Origin of the sequence: Streptomyces sp. NBC_00873 (assembly GCF_045207415.1) — a bacterium.
GTDB lineage: Bacteria > Actinomycetota > Actinomycetes > Streptomycetales > Streptomycetaceae > Streptomyces.
Window position 1 is genome coordinate 5,514,221 of record NZ_CP108803.1, and the last position, 24,422, is coordinate 5,538,642.

The 24,422-nt window shown below is 70.6% G+C and carries 21 protein-coding genes and 1 pseudogene; 14 read left to right on the forward strand and 8 right to left on the reverse strand.

What is annotated here, in order from left to right; genetic code table 11:
- Positions 1-88 precede the first annotated feature (88 nt).
- Entirely contained in the window at positions 89-1,072 is a 984-nt protein-coding gene (locus OH809_RS25610) for a LuxR family transcriptional regulator (RefSeq protein WP_406515672.1), read from the reverse strand.
- Positions 1,073-1,218: 146 nt separating this feature from the next.
- On the opposite strand from OH809_RS25610, the gene OH809_RS25615 reads away from it, so the two are divergent.
- Positions 1,219-5,013 carry a S8 family serine peptidase gene (locus OH809_RS25615; RefSeq protein WP_406420312.1) on the forward strand — a complete coding sequence of 1,265 codons (3,795 nt, stop codon included), beginning with the start codon at positions 1,219-1,221 and terminating at the stop codon, positions 5,011-5,013.
- 152 nt (positions 5,014-5,165) lie between these two features.
- On the opposite strand, the gene OH809_RS25620 is transcribed toward OH809_RS25615, so the two are convergent.
- The 3 genes from OH809_RS25620 to OH809_RS25630 all read right to left on the reverse strand — a co-directional run bounded on the left by OH809_RS25620 (position 5,166) and on the right by OH809_RS25630 (position 6,418).
- A complete protein-coding gene (locus OH809_RS25620; protein ID WP_406420311.1) occupies positions 5,166-5,468 on the reverse strand; it encodes a hypothetical protein in 303 nt (100 codons plus the stop codon).
- Positions 5,465-5,827 carry a hypothetical protein gene (locus tag OH809_RS25625; protein ID WP_406420310.1) on the reverse strand — a complete coding sequence of 121 codons (363 nt, stop codon included), beginning with the start codon at positions 5,825-5,827 and terminating at the stop codon, positions 5,465-5,467. Before OH809_RS25625 ends, OH809_RS25620 begins: the two co-directional genes overlap by 4 nt.
- A gap of 105 nt (positions 5,828-5,932) precedes the next feature.
- On the reverse strand, positions 5,933-6,418 hold the full coding sequence (locus OH809_RS25630) for a GNAT family N-acetyltransferase (protein ID WP_406420309.1): 486 nt from the start codon (positions 6,416-6,418) through the stop codon (positions 5,933-5,935).
- A 118-nt stretch (positions 6,419-6,536) separates the two neighbouring features.
- Between OH809_RS25630 and OH809_RS25635 the strand changes: the two genes are divergently transcribed.
- Positions 6,537-7,352, forward strand: a complete 816-nt coding sequence (locus OH809_RS25635; RefSeq protein ID WP_406420308.1) for an exodeoxyribonuclease III — start codon at positions 6,537-6,539, stop codon at positions 7,350-7,352.
- 3 nt (positions 7,353-7,355) lie between these two features.
- On the opposite strand, the gene OH809_RS25640 is transcribed toward OH809_RS25635, so the two are convergent.
- A complete protein-coding gene (locus OH809_RS25640) occupies positions 7,356-7,631 on the reverse strand; it encodes a DUF2087 domain-containing protein (RefSeq protein ID WP_406420307.1) in 276 nt (91 codons plus the stop codon).
- A gap of 113 nt (positions 7,632-7,744) precedes the next feature.
- On the reverse strand, positions 7,745-8,395 hold the full coding sequence (locus tag OH809_RS25645) for a MerR family transcriptional regulator (RefSeq protein WP_406516279.1): 651 nt from the start codon (positions 8,393-8,395) through the stop codon (positions 7,745-7,747).
- A gap of 168 nt (positions 8,396-8,563) precedes the next feature.
- Here OH809_RS25645 and OH809_RS25650 point away from each other — a divergent pair, with 168 nt between their 5' ends.
- The 4 genes from OH809_RS25650 to OH809_RS25665 all read left to right on the forward strand — a co-directional run bounded on the left by OH809_RS25650 (position 8,564) and on the right by OH809_RS25665 (position 12,205).
- The gene (locus tag OH809_RS25650; protein ID WP_406420306.1) at positions 8,564-10,096 is read left to right on the forward strand and encodes a flavin-containing monooxygenase; all 1,533 of its coding nucleotides are present in this window, start codon (positions 8,564-8,566) and stop codon (positions 10,094-10,096) included.
- Entirely contained in the window at positions 10,096-11,040 is a 945-nt protein-coding gene (locus OH809_RS25655) for an alpha/beta fold hydrolase (protein ID WP_406515673.1), read from the forward strand. The genes OH809_RS25650 and OH809_RS25655 overlap by 1 nt, the downstream gene beginning before the upstream one ends.
- Entirely contained in the window at positions 11,037-11,930 is an 894-nt protein-coding gene (locus OH809_RS25660) for an SDR family oxidoreductase (RefSeq protein WP_406515674.1), read from the forward strand. The genes OH809_RS25655 and OH809_RS25660 overlap by 4 nt, the downstream gene beginning before the upstream one ends.
- Positions 11,931-12,025: 95 nt before the next feature.
- Positions 12,026-12,205 (forward strand): hypothetical protein, encoded by a 180-nt coding sequence (locus OH809_RS25665; RefSeq protein ID WP_406420303.1) that lies wholly within the window; start codon positions 12,026-12,028, stop codon positions 12,203-12,205.
- Positions 12,206-12,484: 279 nt separating this feature from the next.
- On the opposite strand, the gene OH809_RS25670 is transcribed toward OH809_RS25665, so the two are convergent.
- Positions 12,485-15,766, reverse strand: coding sequence for a S41 family peptidase (locus OH809_RS25670; protein WP_406515675.1), 3,282 nt, complete (start codon positions 15,764-15,766; stop codon positions 12,485-12,487).
- A gap of 174 nt (positions 15,767-15,940) precedes the next feature.
- Between OH809_RS25670 and OH809_RS25675 the strand changes: the two genes are divergently transcribed.
- Positions 15,941-16,513 carry a TetR/AcrR family transcriptional regulator gene (locus OH809_RS25675; RefSeq protein ID WP_406420301.1) on the forward strand — a complete coding sequence of 191 codons (573 nt, stop codon included), beginning with the start codon at positions 15,941-15,943 and terminating at the stop codon, positions 16,511-16,513.
- A 116-nt stretch (positions 16,514-16,629) separates the two neighbouring features.
- On the forward strand, positions 16,630-18,858 hold the full coding sequence (locus tag OH809_RS25680; RefSeq protein WP_406515676.1) for an MMPL family transporter: 2,229 nt from the start codon (positions 16,630-16,632) through the stop codon (positions 18,856-18,858).
- Between the two features lie 142 nt (positions 18,859-19,000).
- Here OH809_RS25680 and OH809_RS25685 read toward each other — a convergent pair whose 3' ends face one another.
- Complete coding sequence (locus OH809_RS25685) at positions 19,001-19,354, reverse strand: SsgA family sporulation/cell division regulator (protein WP_406420299.1); 354 nt, start codon at positions 19,352-19,354, stop codon at positions 19,001-19,003.
- A gap of 196 nt (positions 19,355-19,550) precedes the next feature.
- Here OH809_RS25685 and OH809_RS25690 point away from each other — a divergent pair, with 196 nt between their 5' ends.
- From OH809_RS25690 to OH809_RS25715, 6 genes and pseudogenes are all read left to right on the forward strand, one after another.
- On the forward strand, positions 19,551-20,606 hold the full coding sequence (locus OH809_RS25690; RefSeq protein ID WP_406420298.1) for an energy-coupling factor ABC transporter permease: 1,056 nt from the start codon (positions 19,551-19,553) through the stop codon (positions 20,604-20,606).
- Positions 20,606-21,367, forward strand: a complete 762-nt coding sequence (gene cbiQ / locus OH809_RS25695) for a cobalt ECF transporter T component CbiQ (RefSeq protein ID WP_406420297.1) — start codon at positions 20,606-20,608, stop codon at positions 21,365-21,367. The genes OH809_RS25690 and cbiQ overlap by 1 nt, the downstream gene beginning before the upstream one ends.
- Positions 21,364-22,131, forward strand: a complete 768-nt coding sequence (locus tag OH809_RS25700) for an energy-coupling factor ABC transporter ATP-binding protein (RefSeq protein WP_406420296.1) — start codon at positions 21,364-21,366, stop codon at positions 22,129-22,131. The genes cbiQ and OH809_RS25700 overlap by 4 nt, the downstream gene beginning before the upstream one ends.
- A pseudogene (locus tag OH809_RS25705) lies at positions 22,128-22,262 on the forward strand (MarR family transcriptional regulator); the annotation flags it as partial. The gene OH809_RS25700 and the pseudogene OH809_RS25705, both read left to right, overlap by 4 nt.
- Before the next feature lie 120 nt (positions 22,263-22,382).
- Positions 22,383-23,546: a serine hydrolase domain-containing protein gene (locus OH809_RS25710; RefSeq protein WP_384372527.1), complete on the forward strand. Its 1,164-nt coding sequence runs from the start codon at positions 22,383-22,385 to the stop codon at positions 23,544-23,546.
- Positions 23,543-24,337, forward strand: a complete 795-nt coding sequence (locus OH809_RS25715; RefSeq protein ID WP_406420295.1) for an SDR family NAD(P)-dependent oxidoreductase — start codon at positions 23,543-23,545, stop codon at positions 24,335-24,337. The genes OH809_RS25710 and OH809_RS25715 overlap by 4 nt, the downstream gene beginning before the upstream one ends.
- The last annotated feature ends 85 nt before the right edge of the window (positions 24,338-24,422 follow it).

Consider the following 24,422-nt stretch of genomic DNA (forward strand, 5'->3'; position numbering starts at 1 on the left):
CCGGTACCCGCGGAAACGTCGGTCCGATGCCCTTCTGGTGTTGTCCGGTGCTGTCCGGCTGAGACCGGGTCTTACAAGGGAGCTGCGGTCAGACCCAACCACGGCGGAAGGTGTGCCAACCGAGCTGCATTCGCGTGGTGGCGCCGGTCGTCTTCATGAGGGCGCGGAGGCGGCGCTGGACCGTACGGGCCGAAGTGCCGAGCTGGTGGGCGAGCGCCTCATCGGTGAGGCCGGCGAGCATGAGCTGCAGGATCTGCCTGTCCAGTGGGTCGAGCCCGGTCTCCTTGACGACGAACGGGCGTGCCGAGGCCCAGGTGGCCTCGAAGAGTTCACCCGCCAGCCCAGCGAGCGGCTGGCGCAGCATCACCGACGCGTGGTCGCTGATCTGCACCATCGCCGTGGCGTCGTCGGCGATAGCGATCTTGCGCAGCGGCTCGTCGGCGACCCGCACCTCCGCTCCCTCATCGAGCCTGGTCTGTAGGGCGCGGGTCCCCACCGGCTCCTGTAGGAACGCCGTGTCGACCACGAGGCGATAGACGACGCCGGTGACGGCGTGGCGGCGTACTCGTTCCAGCCCGTCGTCCTCGTCGTGGCCGCACTTGTCCGGGACGTCGTCGCCCTTTGCCTCCTCGAATGTGTCGGCGGCTGGGATCGCTTGGTTGGCGCCCGACTGAAAGGCGCGGATGGTGCGCTGGGCGCCGTACTCCAGCTGCAGCAGCCGGTGGGCAACCGACTCGGGGCCCTCGATGAGCTCGACGAGATCGTGGCCTCGGGCGGGCGCCATCTCGCGGTGGTAGGTCTCGGCGAACTGAGCGAGCATTTCCTCGGAGCGGCGCAGCCGCTCGCGGGACCGGGCCAGCCGCGGGCCGAGGGCCAGCTCGGGCGGAGAGGCGATCACCGCCCGGTCGGGTCCGGAGTGGACCAGGCCGGTATCCGCCAGACGGTTAACCGACGCGGTGACCACGGCGACAGGCCTGCCGAGCTCGTCGGCGAGCCGCCCGGCGCCGGCGCCGGGGAACGCAAGCACGGCGCGGTACACCGCCTCGTCCTGTGGCAACAAGTCGTCGAACACCCGCGTCCCTCCTGCCGGTCGTCCCAGCGTGCGCCGGGTGTCGAGTTCCCGCCAAGTCGCCATGTCGCCACGCACGAGTCGATCGCAGGCGACGTCAACTAGGCGAGAGTACGGCACGACCCACCCTGCTCACCCAGGAGTTACGCATGTCCGATCACCGCGGCGCCCTCCGCCCGGTCAGCACCCTTGCCGCTCTGGTCTTGTTCGCCGCCCTTCCGACGCTCGGGACCGAGGCCGCTCGAGCCGCCGACCAGCCCACGCCCCCCGCCGTCGCAACGACACCCGAAGGTCAGGTGCGGACCATCACGCTCGTCACTGGCGACGCGGTCACGGCGCACGTCACTGCCAACGGCCGCCTGGCCGACGCACGCCTGCGGGACGCCTCAGGACAGGACGCCCTGTTCACGACGTTCACCGACGCCGGAGGCACCTACGTCTTCCCGGCCGGGATCGAGGCCCAGATCGACGCCGGCACGGTGGACCGCGACCTGTTCAACATCACCAAGCTGCTTGCCGACGGGTACGACGACGACAGCAGCGAAACCCTGCCCGTGATCGTCACCTACCCGACCCTGCAGCAGGCCGAGGAGCTTGCGAAGGACGCACCGGCCGGAGCCGACGTCACCTCGCAGCTTTCCGTCATCCAGGGCGCGGCCGTTCGGGTCCGCAAGGGCCACGCCGCCGGTGTCTGGCGCTCCCTCGCCCCGGCGGGCACGCCGCTGGCTGCGCCGAACGGCACCACCTCGACGCCGTCGATCCAGCGCCTCCCGGCTGCCCGGATCTGGCTGGACGACGTCGTGCACTCCTCCGACAAGGGCGGCGACACCTTCAGCCCGACGGTGCCGCTCACCGGCGCCGACGTCGCCCACCAGCTCGGCTACGACGGCTCCGGCGTGAGAGTTGCTGTCCTCGACACGGGCTACGACACCGGTCACCCGGACCTCGCCGGCCGCGTGGTCGCCGAGCGCAGTTTCATCGGTGGGCAGGGCGTCCTGGACCGCCACGGCCACGGGACTCACACGGCCTCAACACTCGCCGGGACGGGTGCCGCATCGCAGGGCAAGTACGCAGGGATGGCGCCAGGCGCTGACCTGCTCATCGGCAAGGTGCTCGACAACACCGGCGCGGGGTACACCTCCGGGATCATCCAGGGGATGCAGTGGGCCGTCGACAACGGCGCGAAGGTGGTGTCAATGTCACTCGGCGCCGTCGGCGCCAAGTGCGAGGGCCCCAGCGTCGATGCCGTCCAAGCGCTCAGCGACCAGGCACTCTTCGTGATCGCGGCCGGCAACTCCGGCCTGCCCGGCTCGGTGTCGACGCCAGGGTGTGCACCCGCCGCGCTCGCCGTCGGCGCCGTGGACCGGCACAACGACACGGCGTACTTCACCTCGCGCGGCCCGGTTTTCGGCGGCACCGCCGCCAAGCCGGACATCGCGTCGCAGGGCGTCGACGTGGTCGCCGCCCGCGCCGGCGGCCGGGGCGACCTGGCATACGTCTCCTACTCAGGCACCTCGATGGCGACCCCGCACGTCGCGGGGGGCGCGGCGCTCGTGCTCGACGCCCGGCCCGACCTCACCCCGGCGGAGGTCAAGGAGGTGCTCACCTCTTCGGCCGACGACACCGGCGCGGACGTGCTGGAGCAGGGAGCCGGCCCGATGGACGTGGGTCGCGCCGTCACCCAGCAGGTGGTCGCGCAGCCCAACCTGCAACTTGGCGAGTTCTCCTACCCGCAGAAGTCGCTCCCCGTCACGGAGGCATCGGCCACCTTCACCAACCTCGGCAGCACGCCCGTCAGGCTGAAGCTTCGGGTTGAGGAGCTCGTCGGTGGGGACGGCGCGACGCCCGTGCCCAACGCGATGGTCCTGCCGGTCGAGAGCCAGCTGACGGTGGGCGGCGGCCAGGACGCTCCCGTCAAGCTGCGGATCGACCCCCGGCTGCCGGTCAAGGATGTCGCCTACGGCACGGTCACCGGCCGATTGGTCGGCACTGCAGAGGGTGTCCAGGTCGAGGTGCCGTTCACTCTTCACCTCGAGGAGCCGTCCGCAGACGTGACCGTCGTTGGCATCGACAGGTTCGGCAACCCAGCGGCCTCACCGTCCACATGGGACCTCATCGACCCGGTCCGCGGCCAGGCGAGGCACCTCGGGTTCGGCGCCAAGGGCACCGTCACCACGCGGTTGCCGCTCGGCACCTACACGATCGCATCGGATGTCATGACACGTGACGAGCCCACCAATGCCAGCGGTGTCACGTCGCTGGCGTTCCTCGCCCGGCACAACCTCGAGATCGACGGCGACACGACGATCACCCTCGACGCGCGCGACGCGCGCCAGCCGAGCTGGCGGACGGACCGGCCCAGCCAGTCGTTCGGGTACACAGTCGGCTACACCTACGACCTGACCGGCAACGGCATCATGCAGTCGAGCTTCGCCACCGCTCCGTCGTACGTTGACGCCGTCTACACCGACTCGGAGGGGCCGCATGACGACCGGTTCACGTCCGGTCTGACGACCCGCGCGTACGCACCCCGGGCGACGATCTCCACCCAGGCCGGACCGTTCGACTACTGGTCAGTGGCGCAGACTCCGCCGCTGCACGGTCAGGGCGAGGCGCCACTCGTCGCGGTCGACTGGGCCACGGTCCTCGACCAGGACCTGACCGGGAAGGTCGCACTCGTCGCGGCTCAGGGGTCCTGGCCGGTCAACAGGATTGCCCAGGACGCCGCCCGGGTGGGCGCGGTCGCGGTGATCGTCCACTACCCGAGCATCGTCGGCAAGGTGACTCCGACGGGAGGCACCGGGGCACCGATCCCCGTCATCAGCGTCCGCTCCGACGAGGGCGCACGGTTGGCAGCCGCGGTGGCCGCCGGCCCGGTGGTACTGCGCTGGTCCGGAGAGCAGCCGGAGACGAGCCCATACGTCTACAACCTCGCGTGGCTCACGAGCGGCACGGTGGCTGCGGGAGTCCAGCGGGTGAACGACCGTGACCTGTCCGCCCAGCGGGCCGGCTACTACACCCAGGGCGACAGCCGCACCCTCTGGACCGACATGCGGTTCAAAATCCACGGAATGTCAAGCTCGCTGTACGCAGCCGGCAGCAGCGTCGGGGTCCTCGCACCCACCGAGCGAACCGACTACTTCACTGCGGATCCCGACGTCGCCTGGACCAGCATCGTGGCGCCCGCAGCCTTCAACGCCGGTGGGGCTTTCGACGGCCCGCGGACCCGGACCGCCGGCCAGGAGACGACGAGCTGGTACAAGGTGCCCACCGGGATGTCTCTGTCGACCGGCGGCACCCCACTGTTCCGACGCGACACCAACCGACTGCTTGTGAGCGTCCCGTGGTTCGCCGACGCCGGCGGGCACGACGCCCTCGGCGCCTCCCCGGACAGCCGTCTCCTGAACGTCAACGTCGACGGGCAGCCGGCCAAGTACGAGAATGGGGTGATCTTCCTGCCCGACGACGAGGCCACCATCACGGCCCGGGCGACCTGGCAGCGGCCGGTCGGCCAAGGCGCCATCCGTTGGTCGATCGGGATCGCCCAGGAGACGGCATGGACGTTCCGCACCAGCGCTGCGCGACAGGGGGCGCAGGACGCCCCGGTGCCCGTTCTCGATCTGCCGCTCCAGCTGACCAACACCGTCTCCGGCGGCACCGCCGTACCGATGCGGCTCTCGGCCGTCACCGACGCATCCAGCGGAAAGCCCGTCCCGATCACCCAGACGAAGGTCATGTTCGCAGCCGGATCGCAGAGCTCGGTCGCGGGAATTCCCGCCAGCGACTGGACCGAGCTGCCGGTCACCGGCACCGGCACGCAGAAGATGGCCACCGTGCCTGGGGTGCCAGCAAGCAGCGGCTATGTCCATCTGAAGGTCGAGCTCACGACCGCTGACGGCGCCACCGTCACCCAGACGATGGTCCGCGCCTACGGTCTGGACTGAGCGATACGAGTAGCGGCCCCGGACCCGTAGGAGCCCTCGGGCCGCTACTCGTCCCGGAGACAAGTCGCCAGGTGTACATCTCGTCGCGAGAGCTTCAAGAGCGGTGACGAAGATCCCGTCCGATCGCGAGATCGGACGGGATCTTCGTCGTTTCAGGGGTCGTTCGATGCCTGTTCGGGGTGATGGGAAGAGCGCCGCTTGGTGGCCGCTGGGCGTCGCTCTTGAGGCGCCCGTGGATTCCCTTGTTGTGCGAGCGGATGGGCTTGTAGGCGGCGGGGTGTCTCGGTGGCCGGTCCGGGGTCCGTGCGCATGATGACCCAGGCGCGGTAGGTGTTCTCGCGTGCCTGCTGGGCGAGGCTTTCCCAGCCCTTGGCCGCGGCCGCGTCCGCGAAGCGGACCTCCCCGTGGCCTTCCAGTGCCGGCGGTGCGGCGCGGTCGCCGCGACCCGCGCTCACGCAACGTCCCGCGGGTCCGGCGCAGGGCCGTAGTCCTCGTCGTGGTCCCTGGTCAGCGCGGCCAGCAGTTCGGGGTCGGAGTACACCTCGGCGGTGTGCTGCCATGCGATCAGCATCTGGGCGACGGACGCATTATTGCCGACGGAGTCGGCGGCCCGCATGGTGTCGACAAGTTCGACGGCGAAGGCGTGGACGTCTGTCTCGGGAAGGAAGCGGACCCAGGGAAACGCGTCCGGCAGTATGTCCAGGAGCAGCTCCATGCTGCCGGGCTCCCGGCGCGCCAACGCGCTCAGCATCCGGGTGGCGGCCGACACCACGGTCTGGTCCTGCTCGGCCCGAGCTGCTGCGGTCGGGGGCATGGAGCAGGGCAGTCGCGGCAATCGTGTGATGGGGGACGCGCCGACAGGCAAGAGCGCACAGCCTGTGCCCCGCCGAGGGGGCACTGGATCAGGACAGGGCCCGGATCACGACTCCCGGAGCGGTTTGGCGAAGCAGCGGCTGCTCTCGTACGTGCGGTAGTAGCCGAACTTCTCGCAGGGGGTGTAGCCGCTGGAGGTGTACAGCGCGATCGCCTCCGGCTGCTGGTCGCCGGTCTCCAGCACCATCCGGGTGCGGCCCGCCGCCCGTGCGTCCGCTTCGAGAGCGGCGAGGATGCGACGGGCCAGACCCAGTCCGCGGCACTCCCGGATCACGAACATCCGCTTGAGCTCGGCGTCGCCGTCCAGGTAGCCCTCCTCGTTCTGGTCCTGCGCACGCCAGCCGCCGGTGGCGACCGGTGCGCCCGACTCGTCGTAGGCGAGGAGGTAGAGGCCGCGCGGAGGCCGGAACATGGATGGGGCGAGTGGTGTGACATCGCCCTCGTCCCCGTAGCGCTCCGCGTATTCGAGCTGCACCTGGTCGTTGAGTTTGACAGCGTCCGGGTGGTCGAACGGCCGAGGCTGGATATTCATGCGCGAAATGGTACAGGTATGCGATCGCTGGTTGTCGGTATTGTGCCCTGATGCTCACCGTGACCACAGACAGTGTGCTGAGCAGGTTCCGAACGCTTGTGAATTTGAGGGGCATGTTTTGCTCACAGTGACCACCGTGAATGTGAACGGGCTCCGCGCCGCCGCGAAGAAGGGCTTCGTCGAGTGGCTGGCGGGGACCGAAGCCGATGTGATCTGCCTGCAGGAGGTGCGTGCCGAGCCGCACCAGCTCACCGACGAGGTGCGCGAGCCCGACGGCTGGCACGCCGTCCACGCACCGGCGGCCGCCAAGGGGCGGGCCGGGGTCTCCCTCTACACCCGCCGGGCGCCGGAGAGGGTGCAGATCGGGTTCGGCGGGTTCGGGGACGCCGGGAGCGATGAGTTCGACGACAGCGGCCGGTACGTCGAGGTCGACCTGCCGGGTGTCACGGTGGCGAGCCTGTATCTCCCGTCCGGTGAGGTCGGTACGGAGCGGCAGGACGAGAAGGAGCGCTTCATGGCCGCGTTCCTGCCGTATCTGAAGGGGCTCAGGGAGCGGTCCGCGGCCGGCGGCCGCGAGGTGCTGGTGTGCGGCGACTGGAACATCGCCCACCGGGAGGCCGACCTGAAGAACTGGAAGGACAACCAGAAGCGCGCGGGCTTCCTGCCGGAGGAGCGGGCGTGGCTGACCCGGGTCTTCGACGAGGCCGCGTACGTCGACGTGGTGCGGGCGCTGCACCCGGACGGGGCGGGACCGTATTCCTGGTGGTCCTACCGGGGGCGCGCCTTCGATAACGACACGGGCTGGCGCATCGATTACCAGGTGGCCACCCCCGGCCTCGCCGGGCGTGCGGCAAAGGCGTGGGTGGAGCGGGCCGCCACGCACGGCGAGCGGTGGAGCGATCACGCGCCGGTGACGGCCGTCTTCGAGCTGTAGGGGCTACCCGGCCCGCCGGTAGCTGCTGCCGTCCTTGGGGCGGGTCAGCAGACCTGCCACGACCAGGAATCGGCGCAGCGCCGGGTAGTCGTCGTGCACGGTGAGCAGTGCCTCGTTGACCTCGCGCTCGCTGTACGTGCGGTCCGGCTCGAACAGGGTCTGCGCCAAGTGGACGAGCAACTGCTCGCGGCGGGCCGGCTTGCGGGGGATCGTGGTCAGCCGCCCGTGGGAGAACAGGGCGGCAATTTTGTGCGAACTGCTCGGATCGTTGTCGGACATGGGGGCAGCCTGACGCACGGGGGAGGGGCGGTCAACGCGGATTCGTCGGGGCGGTCGGCTCCTGCGCCGCCACCGGGCGTGTACCGCTGTTCGGCGACCTGTCGCGGGAGCGGTTACGTCTCCGGTCCCTTCGGTGGCTGCGTGCCGTCGTCGCGGCGCAGCCGTCGGTCCAGGGCCATGGAGAGCTCGGCGTCCACCACTGCGCGGGCGAGCGGGCGGAGTTGGGGCGGTTCGGTCTCCGTGGTGTGGGCCGGCAGCACCTGCACGAAGAGTTCGGCGAGGGCGTCCGCGTGTTCCCGGACCCGGCGGCCCGCCGCGAGCACCGTGGAGAGCGGCACGCCCGCGCGTACCAGCTCCGCCGACGCCTCCAGGAGGCGGCGGCTGATGTGCACGATCTCGTCGCCGTCGATGGCGAGATGGCCCAGGTCCAGGGCGGTGGCGAGGTTCTCCGGGGTGACCTCGCCCTCGAAGTGGTCCGCGAGCTGTTCGGGCGTGAGGCGGACCGGGGTCTCCTCGGTCGGCTCGCCCAGCCCCAGCACCTCGGCGACATCGCGGCCGCTCTCGAAGGTGCGGGCCAGATCGGCGATGCCGGTGAGGGTGTGGCCGCGCTCCAGCAGCCCGGCGATGGTCCGCAGCCGGGCCAGATGGTGGTCGTCGTACCAGGCGATGCGCCCCTCCCGGCGCGGTGGCGCGATCAGACCGCGCTCCCGGTAGAAGCGCAGGGTCCGCACGGGGATGCCGGCCTCCTTGGCCAGCTCCTCCATGCGGTATTCGCGGTGCTCGCGTCCTTCAGCCACCACCGCACCCTATGTTGTACCGCCGGTAACTTTCCCTCGCCGGACCCCTACCCATCGGTACGGGGCTGCTCTACCCTCCCAACAATGCCAGTGATTGCTGGCGGAGTCGTGTGACGTACCGCGGGAGGCGGCAGCATGGCCCAGCACGAGCATGTACGAGTGGCGGTGATCGGATCCGGATTCGGGGGCCTGGGGGCCGCGGTCCGGCTGCGCCGCGAAGGCATCACCGACTTCGTCGTCCTGGAACGGGCCGAGTCCGTCGGTGGCACCTGGCGCGACAACAGCTACCCCGGCTGCGCCTGCGACGTACCGTCCCACCTCTACTCGTTCTCGTTCGCCCCCAACCCGGACTGGCCGCGCACCTTCTCCGGGCAGGAGCACATCCGCGCCTACCTGGAACGTATCGCCGACACCTTCGGGCTGCGCCCGCACATCAGGCTGGGCCATGAAGTGACCATGATGCGGTGGGACAACGACGAGCTGAACTGGGTGATCGAGTCCGCGAACGGGACCACGATCGTCGCCGATGTCGTCGTCTCCGCGACCGGCCCGCTCTCCGACCCGAAGATGCCGGACATACCCGGTCTCGCCGACTTCCCCGGCAAGGTCTTCCACTCGGCCCGCTGGGACCACGACTACGACCTGACCGGCAAGCGCGTCGCCATGGTCGGCACCGGCGCCTCCGCGATCCAGATCGTGCCGGCGATCCAGCCGCAGGCCGGCAGGCTGACCCTGTTCCAGCGCACCCCGCCGTGGGTCATGCCGCGCATGGACCGGAACATCAGCGGCGCCGAGCGGTGGCTGCACCGCGCGCTTCCGCTCACCGGCACCGCGCGCCGCGGACTGCTGTGGGGCATACGGGAGTTGCAGATCAGCGCGTTCACCAAGCACCCCAACGAGCTCGGCCCGGTGGAGAGGATAGCCAAGTCCAACATCGCACGGGCCATCAAGGATCCGGCGCTGCGGGCCAAGCTGACGCCGTCGTACCGCATCGGATGCAAGCGGATCCTGCTCTCCAGTACGTACTACCCGGCGCTCGCCCAGCCCAATGTGGATGTGGTCGCCTCCGGGCTGACCGAGGTACGCGCCTCGACCGTCGTCGCCGCCGACAGCACGGAGACCGAGGTCGACGCGATCATCTTCGGCACCGGCTTCCATGTGACGGACATGCCGATCGCCGACCGGGTCGTCGGCGCGGAAGGCATCACGCTCGCCGAGTCCTGGAAGGACGGCATGCAGGCGCTGCGGGGCGCGACCGCGGCGGGCTTTCCCAACTGGATGACGATCATCGGCCCCAACACGGGGCTCGGGAACTCCTCCATGATCCTGATGATCGAGTCCCAGCTGAACTACATGGCGGACTATCTGCGCCGGCTGAACGTCCTGGGCGGGCGGACCGCGCTCGGTGCGCGGGCGTCGGCGGTCGGGGCGTGGAACCGGCGGGTCCAGCAGCGGATGAAGCGGACCGTGTGGAACACCGGTGGCTGCACCAGCTGGTATCTGGACGCAGGCGGGCGCAACACCACGGTCTGGCCGGGAACGACGGGTGAGTTCCGCCGGGCGACACGGACGGTGGACCTCGGGGAGTACGAGGTCATCCGGCCCCGGAAGACCGATGCCGCCGAGACCGTCGTCGCCGAGAAGGCCGTCGCCGAGGAGGCCGCGTGATGAGCCGGCCGCTGCGGCACGAGGACGCCCCGCCGGTGCCCACACGCGAACTGACCGCCGTCTCCGCAGACGGCTCCCGCATCCACGTCGAGCTGCACGGGCCGGACGGCGCCCCCGCGGTCGTGCTCGCGCACGGCTGGACCTGCAACACCCATTTCTGGGCCGCGCAGATCCGGGACCTGGCGGTCGACCACCGGGTCGTCGTCTACGACCAGCGTGGCCACGGCCGTACGCCCGCCGTCCGCCCCGAGGGGTACAGCACCGACGCGCTCGCCGACGACCTCGAAGCGGTGCTGGCCGCCGCGCTGGCCCCCGGCGAGCAGGCGGTGCTCGCCGGGCACTCCATGGGCGGCATGACGCTGATGGCCGCCTCGCGGCGGGCCGGGCTGCGCGAGCACGCGGCAGCCGTACTGCTGTGCAGCACCGGCAGTTCGCGGCTGATCGCCGAGTCGCTCGTCGTACCGATGCGGGCCGGTGCGGTCCGCACCCGGATGACCCGCGCGATCCTCGGGGCGCGCGCCCCGCTCGGGCCGGTCACACCCGTCTCGAAGCGGATCCTCAAGTACGCCACGATGGGCGCCGGTTCGGCCCCGGAGCGGGTCGAGTCCTGTGCCCGGATCGTGCACGCCTGCCCGCGGGCGGCCCGGGTCTCCTGGGGACATGTGCTCGCGGAGCTCGATCTCGACGCGGGTGTAAGGGAGTTGTGGGTGCCCACCGCTGTGATCGCGGGTACGGAGGACCGGCTGACGCCGCCCGTCCACGCGCGCGCCCTCGCGGCGGCGCTCCCCGAATGCCTGGGGATCACCGAGTTGGCGGGGATGGGCCACATGACACCGGTGGAGGCGCCGGAGGCGGTCACCGCGAACATCCGGGAACTGGTCGCTGGGTATGTCACCGCTGCCACCGGGACGGTCAGTGGCACTGTTGAGGAGGAGGTCGTATGAGCGGCAGGCGCAGTCTCGAAGGACAGGTCGTGGTCGTCACCGGCGCGGCGCGCGGCGTGGGCGAGCTGCTGGCCCACAAGCTCTCGGCGCGGGGCGCGAAGCTGGCGCTGGTCGGTCTGGAGCCGGACGAGTTGAAGAAGGTCTCCGAGCGGCTGCACGCGGAGAGCGACCACTGGTACGCGGACGTCACCGACCATGTGGCGATGGCACGGGTCGCGCAGGAGGTGAAGGAGCGCTTCGGCAAGGTCGACGTGGTCGTCGCCAATGCCGGGGTCGCCTTGGGCGGGCCGTTCGTCGACTCCGACCCGCAGGCGTGGCGGCGGGTCATCGAGGTCAATCTGATCGGCGGCGCGGTGACAGGGCGGGCGTTGCTGCCCGTACTGATGGAGAGCCGCGGCTACTTCCTGCAGATCGCGTCGCTCGCCGCGATCACTCCGGCGCCGATGATGACCGCGTACTGCGCGTCGAAGTCGGGTGTGGAGGCGTTCGCACACAGTCTGCGGGCGGAGGTCGGACACCGGGGCGTGAAGGTCGGTGTCGGCTACCTGTCCTGGACGGACACCGACATGGTGCGGGGCGCCGACGAGGACGACGTCATGCGGGAGTTGCGGCAGCGGCTGCCGTGGCCGGCGAACCGCACGTATCCGCTGGGCCCGGCGGTCGACCGGATCGTGGCCGGCATCGAGCGGCGTTCGTCGCACGTGTACGCGCAGTGGTGGCTGCGCGGCATGCAATCGGTGCGGGGATATCTGCCGGCGGTCATCGGGGCGGTCGGGCAGCGCGAAATGAAGCGGTTCGGGTCGCGGCTCGAGGGCGTGAGCAAGGGACTTGTGGGCGCCGGAGGTGCGGCGGACGAGGTCGCGCGGGGTGCGAGCACGCAGCGTAAGTGATCGAAATGCGTGGGATGTCCTGCCGTGTAAGTCTGGTTGAGGCCCCAACGGGTCACCCCCAACGCATCCCGAGCACCCCACTAGGAGTGAACAGCATGGGTATCGCAGACCAGTTCAAGGACAAGGCGCAGGAGCTCGCCGAGCAGGCGAAGAAGAACCCGGGCGAGAAGAAGGGCGAGCCGCGCGGGCGGACGTCCACTGCGTCGGAACGGGCGCGGGACAAGGCCCGGGACGCGGCGCAGGGGGCGCGCGACCGGTACGACGACGAGTCCTGACTCGTCGGTGCGAGGGGCGCGTTCGGGAGACCGGACGCGCCTTTCGCGTGCGCGGGGCTTGTTCCCCCACCCCGCCCCTTCCCGAAACCGGGGGGCACGCCCCCGGCCCCCCTTCTTTTGTCCTCAATCGCCGGACGGGCTTGATCTGTCCGCCGGACGGGCTTGATGTGTCCGCCGGACGGGCCTGAGGTGACGGGCCGCGGGGACGGGCTTGATGTGTCCGCCGGACGGGCTTGAGGTGACGGGCCGCGGGACGGGCTTGATGGGCCTGCCCGGTGCCTATCGCGGCGGCAGCGGTGGCCGTGCGCGGTTCGGGGCGTCCTCGTAGGTCGGTGGGGTCGACGCCGGGTGGGACTTCAGGAGGTCGAGCGCGATCTGCACCGCGTCGTCCAGCACCGCGTGCCGGCCCTCCGCCCAGTCCAGCGGCGTGCGCAGCGCCTCCAGGTCCGGTTCGACACCGCGGTTCTCGATCGACCATCCGTACGCGTCGAACCACGCCGCGTTCATCGGCACCGTGATCACCGTGCCGTCGCCCAACCGGTGCCGGCCCGTCATGCCGACGACCCCGCCCCATGTCCGCTGGCCCACCACCGGGCCCAGTTCCAGCAGGCGGAACACGGCGGTGATCATGTCGCCGTCGGAGGAGGTCGCCTCGTCGGCGAGAGCCACCACCGGGCCGCGGGGGGCGTTGGAGGCGTACGAGACCGGCTGGGCGTCGCGGGTCAGGTCCCAGCCGAGGATCGCACGGGTCAGTTTCTCGACGACCAGCTCGCTGATGTGGCCGCCCGCGTTGCCGCGTACGTCGACGATCAGGGCGGGGCGGGAGACCTCCATCCGCACGTCGCGGTTGAACTGGGCCCAGCCGGAGCCACCCATGTCGGGGATGTGTAGGTAGCCGCACTTGCCGGCACTCAGCTCCCGTACGACGTCGCGGCGTTTGGCGACCCAGTCCTGGTAGCGGAGCGGGCGCTCGTCGATCAGGGGGACGACGGCGACGCGGCGGGAGGGTCCTTCGCCCTCGGGCGGGCAGAAGGTGAGTTCGACGGTGGTCCCGCCCGCCTGGGAGAGGAGTGGGTAGGGGCCTGCGACCGGATCCACCGGGCGGCCGTCCACGTGGGTGAGGATCGCGCCGTCGCGGATGCCCGTGCCGGCGAGCGGTGAACGCGCCTTGGAGTCCGAGGAGTCGCCCGGCAGGATTCGCCGGACCAGCCACTTGCCGTCCCGGCACACCAGGTTCGCACCGAGCAGTCCGATCGCCCGCTGGTAGTGCGGTGGGCCCTCGTTGCGGCGGGCGGGTGCGACGTATGCGTGCGAGGTGCCCAGTTCGCCGAGGACCTCGCGCAGCAGGTCCGCGAACTCGTCGGGGGTCGCGACCCGTTCGACCAGCGGACGGTACTGGTCGAGCACGCCCGGCCAGTCGATGCCGCACATGTCGGGTTCCCAGAAGTAGGAGCGGATGATGCGGCCCGCTTCCCCGTACGCCTGCCGCCATTCCGCCGCCGGGTCGACATCGTGCAGGATCCGCCGGAGGTCGAGGTAGACCGTCGAGTCGCTGTCGCCGGCCTCGGTGGCCGGTACGGCGCGCAGTTCTCCGTCGTCCATGACGACCAGCCGGGTCGCGTCGCCGCTGACGGCGAACCAGTCGAGATGGCCGACGAGTTCGGTCTTCCTGGCCCTCGTGATGTTGAAGTGTTCGAGCGTGGGACGGCCCGACATGTCCGCCGGGTTGGCGAACGTCTCGCCGAGCGCGCCCGAGATCGGCCAGCGCAGCCAGACGAGCCCGCCGCCGCTGACCGGGTGCAGAGCCGAGTACTTCGACGCGGTGACCGGGAACGGCGTCACCCGGTTCTCCAGCCCCTCGAACTCGACCGTGACCGTGGCCCCTTCGGCTGGAGCCGCTTCCGGAGTGTCGCCCGGGTCGAGGCCGCCCGCCGCCGGGCGTCCCTCCGGTGAGAGAGCGAACGGGGACGGCGTGGCGGAGGAGAGCGGCACCAGGTACGGGCGGCAGCCGAGCGGGAAGGAGAGGTCGCCGGTGTGGACGTCGTACACCGGGTCGAAGCCGCGCCAGGAGAGGAACGCGAGATACCGGCCGTCGCCGGTGAAGACCGGGTTCTGGTCCTCGAAGCGGCCGTTGGTGACATCGACGATCACCGGGGCGCCCGGTCCCATGATCCGGGCCAGTTTGATCTGCCGCAGCGAGCGGCCGATCCCGGGATGCGACCAGGTCAGCCAGGCGCCGTCCGGTGAGAACGCCAGATCGCGGACCGGCCCGTTGATGGAGCGGATGAGCTCGGTCGGTTCGCCGGTGGACTCCTCGGCCGTGTCGAGGAGCAGCAGCCGGCCGTCGTGCGTGGCGATCGCGAGCCGTTCGCCCTCCGGGTCGGCGATCAGTTCGTGGACCCGGCCGACCTGCCCGGAGGCCAGCCGGCGCGGTGCCCGGTCACCGCTGGCGCGTGGCAGGTACGCGATCTCGATGGCGTCCTCGCCGTCCGCGTCCGTCACGTAGGCGACCTGGCCCATGCTGCCGAGCATCTCGGGCAGCCGGACCCGGACCCCGGGGGTGTCGGCGATCGTGCGGGCGGGCCCGTCGCGGTGGGTCAGCCAGTACAGACTGCCGCGGACCGAGACGGCGCTCGCCCGGCCCGTCTCGTCCACGGACAGCGAGTCGACATTGGTGGCGGCGGGCACCTGGTACGAACGCCGCCCGGCCCGCGGCCCGCCGAGCCGCACCTGCAGCTTCCGCGGGACCGCGTCCGGTGATTCGAGGTCGTCGACCAGCCACATCTCGCCCGCGCACTGGTAGACCACCCGGCGTCCGTCGCTGGACGCGTGCCGGGCGTAGAAGGCGTCGTGGTCGGTGTGGCGGCGCAGGTCGGAGCCGTCGTGCAGGCAGGAGTACAGGTTGCCGACGCCCTCGTGGTCGGAGAGGAACGCGATCCGGCCGCCGACGAACATCGGCGAGTCCAGATGGCCGCCGATATCGGGCAGCAGTCGCTTGCCGTGCAGCCACAGCCGCCCCATCGCCCCGCCCCGGTACCGCTTCCAGGCGGCCGGTTCGTGCGGGGGTGTGCCGGTGAGCAGCAGCGTGCGCCGTTCGCCGTCGATGTCCGCGACCGCGATGTCGGAGACCGGGCCCCACGGGAGCTTGCCGCCGGGGGAGCCGTCCGTGGGAAGGCTGTAGGCCCAGGAGAAGTACGAGAACGGCTGCGCGTGCGAGGACACGGCGAGGATGTGCGACGTCTCGTCCGGATCGGGGGTCCAGCCGCAGACCCGGGCGTCGGTCGACCCCCAATAGGTGAGCCGGCGGGCCGGTCCGCCCTCGACCGGGGCGAGATGGATCTCGGGATCCAGGGTGCGCCAGGTCGTGTACGCGATACGGGTCCCGTCGGGTGAGAAGCGCGGGTGACTGACCCGCGTCCGGTCGACGGTCACCCGCCACGCCCGGCCGGGCTGCTGCCCCTCGGGGGCGAGGGGAGAGACCCAGAGGTCGTCCTCGGCCGCGAAGCAGAGCAGGTCCTTGTGAAGGTGCGGAAAACGGAGATACGCGACGTCGTCACTCACCCCCCAATGCTTTCCGCGTGAGCGGGACGCGGCAACTCGTGGTGCGGAAGACGTTGTGGTGCAACACACAAGCGAAACGATGCAGTTTCGCTCAGTGCCGGGGTAGCTTCGATGTGTACGAAACAGTTTCGTTCGGCTGAATGACGTACGAGTGACAGGACAGGAGGTCGGCCCATGGCACGCACCCGTCTCACGCCCGAGCGCGAGAGCGAGCTCTACGCCGCGGTGCTCGACCTGCTTCGCGAGGTCGGCTACGACGCCCTGACCATGGACGCCGTCGCCGCCCGTACCCGCTCCAGCAAGGCCACCCTCTACCGCCAGTGGGGGAGCAAGCCCGAGCTGGTCGTCAAGGCCCTGCGGCACAACAAGCCGGTGTCCCTCGCGGAGATCGACACCGGTTCGCTGCGCGGAGATTTCCATGCCGCGCTGGGCCGGAGCGACGACTGCCAGATGCAGAAGAACTCCGCGCTGATGCGGGGCCTGATGCAAGCCGTCCACGACAATCCTGATCTGTACCGGGCACTGCGCGAATTGCTCATCGAGCCGGAGATAACCGGCCTCGACTCGCTGCTCCGCCGAGCCGTGGGCCGGGGTGAACTGCGTCCGGACAACCCGGCGCTGAAATATGTACCGCACATGCTGGTCGGTGCTTTCACCGCTCGGCAGCTGGTCGAGGACCGCCCCGTCGACCAGGCGTTTCTCACCGACTACGTCGACTCCGTGATCCTCCCCGCTCTCGGCGTCTGACCCCGTCCCTTCCGTACGACCCTCTCCCCAAGCCCCACCTGACACGCCGCTCTCGTCGTCGGGCCGGTTCCTCACGCCCTTTTCCACCCACACGACCTGACCGGGAGTACGCCTCCGTGGCCACATTCCTCTACAAGCTCGGACGGTTCGTCTTCCGGCGCCGCCGCTATGTCGCCCTTGTCTGGGTGGCACTGCTGGCGCTCGCCGGATTCGGCGCCGCCTCCGCGTCCACCGCCACCTCCAGCTCCTTCTCCATTCCGGGTACGGAGGCTCAGAAGGCCTTCGACCTGCTGGAACAGCGCTTCCCCGACTCCAGCGCCGACGGCGCGACCGCACGGGTCGTCTTCAAGGCCGACGACGGCCAGAAGATGACGGACCCGGCGAACAAGGCCGAGGTCAACAAGATCGCGGACGAGCTGAAGTCGGGTTCGGACCAGATCGCCTCGGTCACCGACCCGTACACCGGCAACGCCGTCAGCAAGGACGGCTCCACGGCGTACGTCTCCGTGTCCTACAAGGTCAACTCGATGGAGCTGACCGATGCGACCCGGAGCGCCCTGGAGGACGCGGGCCACGCAGCGCAGAAGAGCGGGATGACCGTCGAGATCGGCGGCGACGCGCTCCAGGTGATGCCGGAGACCGGGGCCACCGAGATCATCGGTGTGGCGATCGCCGCAGTGGTGCTGGTCGTCACCTTCGGCTCGCTCGTCGCGGCGGGTCTGCCGCTGCTCACCGCGCTCATCGGCGTCGGCATCGGCGTCTCGACGATCACGGCCCTGGCCAACGTGCTCGACCTGGGCTCCACCACCTCCACCCTCGCGATGATGATCGGCCTCGCGGTCGGCATCGACTACGCGCTCTTCATCGTCTCCCGCTACCGCGCCGAGCTGGCCGAGGGCCGCGAGCGCGAGGAAGCGGCGGGGCGGGCGGTCGGCACGGCCGGTTCCGCGGTCGTCTTCGCCGGTCTCACCGTCGTCATCGCCCTGGTCGGCCTGGCCGTCGTCAACATCCCGATGCTGTCGAAGATGGGCTTCGCCGCGGCCGGCACGGTCGCGATCGCCGTCCTGATCGCGCTCACCCTCGTCCCGGCGGTGATGGGCTTCGCGGGCAAGCGGGTCATGGGACGCAAGGCACGCAAGGCCGCCGAGGCTTCGACCCGGCCCGAGACGAAGCCGAACATGGGTACCCGGTGGGCGCGGTTCGTCCTGCGCAAGCCGGTCTGGGTGCTGCTGGTCGGAGTCCTCGGCCTCGGGGTCATCGCCGTACCGGCCGCATCGCTGGAGATGGGCCTGCCCGACGACGGCTCCCAGCCCACCAGCACCACCCAGCGCCGCGCCTACGACCTGCTCTCCGACGGCTTCGGCCCCGGCTTCAACGGGCCGCTGATGGTCGTCGTGGACACGGCGAACAGCTCGGACGGCAAGGCCGCGGTCAAGCAGGTCTCCGACGAGATCTCCGGCATCCCGCACGTCGTCGCGGTCACCCCGGCCCACTTCAACAAGGCCGGCGACACCGCCATGATCACCGTGATCCCGAAGGACCGGCCGAGCTCCGCCGAGACGGAGAACGTGGTTCACGCCATCCGTGACACGGGCACGGACATAAAGTCCGACACCGGCGCCGAGGTCCTGGTCACCGGAGCCACGGCGATGAACATCGACTTCTCGCAGAAGATGAACGACGCGCTGCTGCCGTATCTGGCGCTCGTCGTCGGCCTGGCGTTCCTGCTGCTGATGCTGGTCTTCCGCTCGGTGCTGGTGCCGCTGAAGGCGGCCCTGGGCTTCCTGCTCTCGGTCGTCGCGGCGCTGGGCGCGGTCGTCGCGGTCTTCCAGTGGGGCTGGCTGGGCTCGCTCTTCGGCGTCGAACAGACCGGCCCGATCATGTCCATGATGCCGATCTTCATGGTGGGTGTGGTCTTCGGTCTCGCCATGGACTACGAGGTCTTCCTCGTCACCCGGATGCGCGAGGCGTACGTCCATGGGGAGAAGGCCCCGCAGGCGATCGTCACCGGCTTCAAGCACGGCGCCCGCGTCGTCACCGCCGCGGCCGTGATCATGATGGCGGTCTTCTCCGGGTTCATCGGCTCCAGTGAGTCGATGATCAAGATGATCGGCTTCTCGCTCGCCATCGCCGTCTTCTTCGACGCGTTCGTCGTCCGGATGGCGATCGTGCCCGCAGTCCTTGCCCTGCTCGGCAAGCGCGCCTGGTGGCTGCCGCGCTGGCTGGACCGGCTGCTGCCCGATGTCGACGTGGAGGGCGAGGGGCTGCGCAAGCAGCTCGGCGAGACGTCCGGCGGAGACGGGCAGGGCGACGCGCAGGGCGAGCGCGAGCTGACGCGCGTCTGATCCGTACGAGCCCCGGGGTCCGCGTCCGAGCGGAACGCGGCCCCGGAATGCGCCGGTTACCTGTGGGGACGGGGGGCCGGAGCGGCGATGAGCCCCCGTGCGAGCGGCACGGGGGCTCATCCATGCCGTCACTCCGTCAGGGTCACGCCGGTGCGGTCTCGGACGTCCTGCCCTTGCCGTGGGTGCGGTCCAGGAAGCGGATCAGCGGCGCGTTGTCGAACTGCACCACCTCGACGCCGTCCGGCGAGTGCCGCTCCACGACCAGCTGCGCCCGTCCGCACGGCCAGATCCGTATCGTGCCGTGCCCGGCCGGCGAGTGCAGCCCGCTCTCCAGCAGGTCCCGGCCGAAGGTCCAGTCGGTGCCGCCGGGGAAGGTGAGATGCACCGTGCGGGGGTCGACGGCCGCGTCGTACCGCAGGTCGACGGGGACGGAGAAGGTGTCGGTCGCCTCGGTGATGAGCCGGGCTTCGGCCTGTTCTTCGATCACGGGGGGCATGGGCCGAATCCTCCTGTTACCGACTATTTGTGAATGTTTGATATCTAATGTCGCATATTTCGGCCAAAGAGCACGATGAGGAAGCCGGGTACTTGTTGCGAATGCGCTCTTGCGAGCCATTCGCAACAAGGCCCTATTATCGAGGGGTTCATGACCCCGCGCAGCAGTGCAGGAACGCAGGAAGCGGAGCCTCCCCATGCATGTACCCGACGGATTCATCAACGCCCCCGTCTCCGCCGCCGCCGGTGTGATCGCCGCGGGTGCCGTGGCGGTCAGTCTGCGGGGCGCCCGCCGCGAACTGGATGAACGCACCGCGCCGCTCGCGGGCCTCGTCGCCGCGTTCATCTTCGCCGTGCAGATGCTGAACTTCCCGGTCGCGGCCGGTACCAGCGGGCATCTGCTGGGCGGGGCGCTCGCCGCGATCCTGGTCGGGCCGTACACCGGGGTGCTCTGCATATCCGTCGTGCTGCTCATGCAGGGCATCCTCTTCGCGGACGGCGGGCTCACCGCGCTCGGTGTGAACATCACCGTCATGGGCGTCACCACCACCGTCGTCTCGTACGCCCTCTTCCGCGGTCTCGCCACCGTCCTGCCGCGCACCCGCCGCTCCACGACCGCCGCGGCATTCGTCGCCGCTCTGATCTCCGTACCGGCCGCGGCCTGCGCCTTCACGCTGATCTACTGGATCGGCGGCACCACCGACATCCCGATCGGCAAGGTCCTCACCGCGATGGTCGGCGTGCACATCCTGATCGGCATCGGCGAGGCCGTGATCACCGGGCTGACCGTCGGAGCCGTCATCGCCGTCCGCCCCGATCTGGTCCACGGCGCCCGTGGTCTCACCTCCCCGCTCAAGCTCCGGATCGACGGCGAGCTCGTCGACGCCCCCGCCCGGCAGTCCGCCGCGCCGGTCGCCGCCCGCTCCACGCGCGGGCTCTGGGCCACCGGCCTGGTCACCGCCCTCGTGCTGGCGGGCTTCGTCTCCTTCTACGCCTCCGCCAACCCGGACGGTCTGGAGAAGGTCGCCGCCGACAAGGGCATCGACAAGAGGGTCGAGGAGCACGCGGCCAAGGACTCGCCGCTCGCCGACTACGGCGTCAAGGACATCTCCGACGCGCGGCTCTCCGGCGGTCTGGCCGGGGTGATCGGGGTCGGTGCCACGATCGTGGTCGGCAGCGGGGTCTTCTGGGCCGTCCGCCGCCGCCGTACGCCGGACGCACCCGCCGGCATCCGCACCAAGGAAGCCGTCTGATGGGCGCGGGCCACGCGCACAAGCTCTACCGGCACGCGCACTCGCCGGTCCATGACCTGCCCCCGCACTGCAAGCTCGCCGCTGTCTTCAGCTTCGTGCTGGTCGTCGTCCTGACGCCGCGCGAGGCGGTCTGGGCGTTCGCGCTGTACGCCGCGCTGCTCGCCGGGGTCGCGGCGGTGGCCCGGATCCCCGCCGGGTTCCTCCTCAAGCGGCTGGTCATCGAGGTGCCGTTCGTCGCGTTCGCCGTGCTGATGCCGTTCGTGGTGCCGGGCGAGCAGACGGAGCTCCTCGGCGTCTCCGTCAGCGTCCCCGGTCTCTGGGGCGCCTGGAACGTCCTCGCCAAGGGCACCCTCGGCGTCGCCGCCTCGGTGATCCTCGCGTCCACCACCGAGCTGCGCTCCCTGCTGCTCGGTCTGCAGCGGCTCAAGCTGCCGCCGATGCTCGTCCAGATCGCCTCCTTCATGATCCGGTACGGGGATGTGATCACCGGCGAGATGCGGCGGATGTCGATCGCCCGCCGCTCCCGCGGCTTCGAGGCGCGCGGGGTACGGCAGTGGGGCGTCCTCGCCAAGTCGGCGGGCGCGCTCTTCATCCGTTCCTACGAGCGCGGCGAACGCGTCCACCTCGCGATGGTCAGCCGCGGCTACACCGGCTCGATGCCGGTCATCGACGAGGTGACGGCGTCAGGCGCGCAGTGGGCATACGCCTCGGCACTCCCCATGCTCGCTCTCGCGGTCTGTCTGCTGGGATGGACCCTATGAGCCCGTCCAGCAGCACCGCGCCGTCCCTTGAGGTCAGTGGCCTCGCCTACGCCTACCCCGATGGTCACCAGGCACTCTTCGGCGTCGACCTGACCGTCGCCCGCGGCGAACGCGTCGCCCTGCTCGGCCCGAACGGCGCCGGCAAGACCACGCTCGTCCTCCACCTCAACGGCATCCTCGACGCGGGCGCGGGCACCGTCCGGGTCGCCGGTCTTCCGGTGGAGAAGCACAATCTCGCGGAGATCCGCCGCCGCGTCGGCATCGTCTTCCAGGACCCCGACGACCAGCTCTTCATGCCGACCGTCCGCGAGGACGTCGCCTTCGGGCCCGCCGCATCCGGGCTGCGCGGCGCCGAACTGGAGGAGCGGGTCACCGAGGCGCTCGAACAGGTCGGCATGGAGGGGTACGCGAACCGTCCCCCGCACCATCTGTCGTTCGGTCAGCGCCGCCGCGTCGCCGTCGCCACCGTGCTCGCCATGCGGCCGGAAATCCTCGTCCTGGACGAGCCCTCGTCCAACCTGGACCCCGCATCGAGGCGCGAACTCGCCGACATCCTGCGGTCGTTGGACGTCACCGTGTTGATGGTCACGCACGACCTGCCGTACGCCCTGGAGCTCTGCCCGCGCTCCGTCATCCTCAGCGAAGGCGCCATCGCGGCCGACAACCGTACTCAGGACCTGCTCTGTGACGAGGAGTTGATGCGTGCTCACCGACTGGAGCTGCCCTTCGGGTTCGACCCGCGCTCCGTGGCGATGGGCGCGTGACCGACGACGACACCAGCCATCCCGCGGCCTCGCTGCTGCTCGACGAACAGCTCTGCTTCGCGCTGTACGCAGCCCAGCGGGCCGCGACCGCCGCCTACCGCCCGCTCCTCGACGGGCTCGGCCTGACCTACTCCAACGCCACCCGCGGCAACATCGACCTCTCGATCGTGCCGAGCTGAGGGTCACCCGCGGTACAGCTCACCTGCGCAGCGATGCACCATGGGGGGATGAGCGGGAGCGCAGGAGCAGGCGTGGACGTACGGGGCACGGTGGCGACCGGATTCGAACCGGTCAGGGACGCCTTCATCCGTAACTTCGAGCAGCGGGGGGAGCGGGGGGCGGCGGTCGCCGTCTACCGGGACGGGCGCAAGGTCGTCGACCTGTGGGCCGGTACGAGAGACGTCGACGGCGTCGAACCGTGGGCGGTCGACACGGTGCAGATCGTCCGCTCCGCGGGCAAGGGCATCGCCGCGGCCGTACCGCTGCTGCTGCACCAGCGCGGACAGGTGGACCTGGACGCCCCGGTCGGCACGTACTGGCCGGAGTTCAAGGCGGCCGGCAAGGAGCGCGTCCTCGTGCGGCACCTCCTCGCTCACCGTGCGGGAGTCCCCGCCCTCGACCGGCCGCTGACGCCCCAGGAGGCCGCCGACGGAAGCTCCGGGGCGCACGCCGTTGCCGCGCAGCGCCCGCAGTGGGAGCCCGGTACGGCACACGGCTACCACGCACAGACGTACAGCTGGCTGATCGGCGAACTGGTGCGACGGGTCACCGGGCGAACCGTGGGCCGCTGGATCGCCGAGGAGATCGCCCGCCCGCTCGGCCTCGACTTCTGGTTCGGGCTCCCGGAGGAAGAGGCGCACCGAGTGGGCCGGATCGGACCGGTCGAGCCGCCCGTCCTCGACGGCAACGGTGGGGCGCTGCGGATGCGTCCCAAGCGGTCGGTCGTGGACGCCTACCGTGATCCCGAGTCGCTGACCCGCCGCGCGTTCGGCGCCATCGACCCGTTCCCCGACGAGAACGACGCCGGCTACCGGGCGGCCGAACTCCCCGCCTCCAACGGCATCGCGACCGCCCGCGCGCTGGCCCGCGCCTACGCCGCGATGATCGGCCCGGTCGACGGACACCGGCTCTTCGCCCCGGCCACGCTCACCCTCGCCCGCACCGAGGAGTCCGCCGGCCCGGACCGGGTGCTCGTCGTGAACACCCGCTTCGGCCTCGGCTACATGCTGCACGGCCCAGCCGCCCCGCTCCTCGCCCCCGGCTCCTTCGGCCACCCGGGCCGCGGCGGCTCGCTCGGCTTCGCCGACCCCGAATCGGGCATCTCGCTCGGCTATGTGACGAACGGTCTGCAGAAGGGAGTCACCGCCGATCCCCGTGCCCAGGCCCTGGTCAGAGCAGTACGGTCGGCCCTATGACTCCTACCGGTGATTCCAGGTTCGACGGATACGGCGTACTCATCACGGGCGCGGGACAGGGCATCGGCGCGGCCACAGCCCGTCGGCTGGCCTCCGAGGGCGCACGCGTCCTGGTGACCGATCTGGACGGTGACCGCTCCGAGCAGACGGCGGCGGCGATACGGAAGACGGGAGCCATCGCCGAGGCGCTGCCCTGTGACGTGGGCGACCGGGCGGCGGTCGAGGCGGCGGTGGTCCGTGCGGTCGAGGCGTTCGGCACGCTCGACGTGCTGGTCAACAACGCGTACCGCTGCACCCCCGACACCCCGCTCTTCGAGGACGAGCCCGACGACGTCTGGCAGGGCGATCTGGACGCCACGCTCACCGGACCGTACCGCTGCTCACGGGCGGCACTGCCGCACCTGGTGGCGTCGGGCAGGGGCGCGATCGTCAACATCGGCTCCGTCAACGGGGAGCAGGACTTCGGCAACCACGCCTACAGCGCCGCCAAGGCGGGCCTGGGCAGCCTGACCCGTACGCTCGCCGGCCACGCCGGCCCGCGCGGGGTCCGCGTCAACCTCGTGGCCCCCGGCACGATCCGCACGGACGCGTGGGCGGACCGCGCCGACGAACTGGACCGGGTGAGCCCGATCTACCCCCTCGGCAGGGTCGGCGAACCGGAGGACATCGCGGCGGCGGTCGCCTTCCTCGCCTCCCGCGACGCGTCCTGGATCACCGGGACGACGCTGAGGGTGGACGGCGGGCTGCTCGCCGTGAACGCGGGCTTCCGGAGGGCGGTCGCGCAGGACTGAGAGGCTGTCGGGCGGCCCGGCGGGCTGCGCCGGTTGCACCGGCACCGGCGTCTGCTGTCCGCGCCGGTGCTTCTCCGGGCGCCGC

What these genes read in the sequence shown, in the direction of transcription:
- OH809_RS25650 (WP_406420306.1), top strand. Translation starts at nt 8,564, where the DNA reads ATGGCCCAGCACGAGCATGTACGAGTGGCGGTGATCGGATCCGGATTC.
- OH809_RS25690 (WP_406420298.1), top strand. Translation starts at nt 19,551, where the DNA reads ATGCATGTACCCGACGGATTCATCAACGCCCCCGTCTCCGCCGCCGCC.
- OH809_RS25640 (WP_406420307.1), bottom strand. Translation starts at nt 7,631, where the DNA reads ATGTCCGACAACGATCCGAGCAGTTCGCACAAAATTGCCGCCCTGTTC.
- OH809_RS25675 (WP_406420301.1), top strand. Translation starts at nt 15,941, where the DNA reads ATGGCACGCACCCGTCTCACGCCCGAGCGCGAGAGCGAGCTCTACGCC.
- OH809_RS25615 (WP_406420312.1), top strand. Translation starts at nt 1,219, where the DNA reads ATGTCCGATCACCGCGGCGCCCTCCGCCCGGTCAGCACCCTTGCCGCT.
- OH809_RS25665 (WP_406420303.1), top strand. Translation starts at nt 12,026, where the DNA reads ATGGGTATCGCAGACCAGTTCAAGGACAAGGCGCAGGAGCTCGCCGAG.
- OH809_RS25660 (WP_406515674.1), top strand. Translation starts at nt 11,037, where the DNA reads ATGAGCGGCAGGCGCAGTCTCGAAGGACAGGTCGTGGTCGTCACCGGC.
- OH809_RS25630 (WP_406420309.1), bottom strand. Translation starts at nt 6,418, where the DNA reads ATGAATATCCAGCCTCGGCCGTTCGACCACCCGGACGCTGTCAAACTC.
- cbiQ (WP_406420297.1), top strand. Translation starts at nt 20,606, where the DNA reads ATGGGCGCGGGCCACGCGCACAAGCTCTACCGGCACGCGCACTCGCCG.
- OH809_RS25700 (WP_406420296.1), top strand. Translation starts at nt 21,364, where the DNA reads ATGAGCCCGTCCAGCAGCACCGCGCCGTCCCTTGAGGTCAGTGGCCTC.
- OH809_RS25685 (WP_406420299.1), bottom strand. Translation starts at nt 19,354, where the DNA reads ATGCCCCCCGTGATCGAAGAACAGGCCGAAGCCCGGCTCATCACCGAG.
- OH809_RS25655 (WP_406515673.1), top strand. Translation starts at nt 10,096, where the DNA reads ATGAGCCGGCCGCTGCGGCACGAGGACGCCCCGCCGGTGCCCACACGC.
- OH809_RS25645 (WP_406516279.1), bottom strand. Translation starts at nt 8,395, where the DNA reads ATGGAGGAGCTGGCCAAGGAGGCCGGCATCCCCGTGCGGACCCTGCGC.
- OH809_RS25715 (WP_406420295.1), top strand. Translation starts at nt 23,543, where the DNA reads ATGACTCCTACCGGTGATTCCAGGTTCGACGGATACGGCGTACTCATC.
- OH809_RS25625 (WP_406420310.1), bottom strand. Translation starts at nt 5,827, where the DNA reads ATGCCCCCGACCGCAGCAGCTCGGGCCGAGCAGGACCAGACCGTGGTG.